This is a genomic window from Pseudoalteromonas sp. S3776, assembly GCF_005886915.1.
Lineage (GTDB): Bacteria > Pseudomonadota > Gammaproteobacteria > Enterobacterales > Alteromonadaceae > Pseudoalteromonas.
This window is the reverse complement of sequence record NZ_PNCU01000091.1, coordinates 1-241: the sequence shown is the minus strand read 5'-3', so window position 1 is coordinate 241 and position 241 is coordinate 1. Positions and strand designations below refer to the sequence as shown.

Genomic DNA, 241 nt, shown 5'->3' with positions numbered 1-241 from the left:
CATTGATGATCACATAGATAATGAGCCTGGTTTAAAAAGAAACAGGAAACTACTCGAGTCTATCCCTGGCATTGGGCCTGTATTATCGAGAGAGCTGACATATTTGTTTACGGCTAAAAAATTTAATAAAGCCAAAGAAGCAGCAGCTTATTGTGGGTTAATCCCACGTCACAATGAATCGGGTAAATTAAAAGGGCGAACATCAATCAGTAAACTTGGGCCAGCCAGAATTCGCTGTAAA

General features: G+C 39.8%; 1 protein-coding gene. It reads left to right on the top strand.

Translation table 11 applies throughout. The features are described from left to right. On the top strand, positions 1-241 hold a 241-nt coding region (locus CWC16_RS19265), incomplete at both ends, for a transposase (RefSeq protein WP_138542682.1).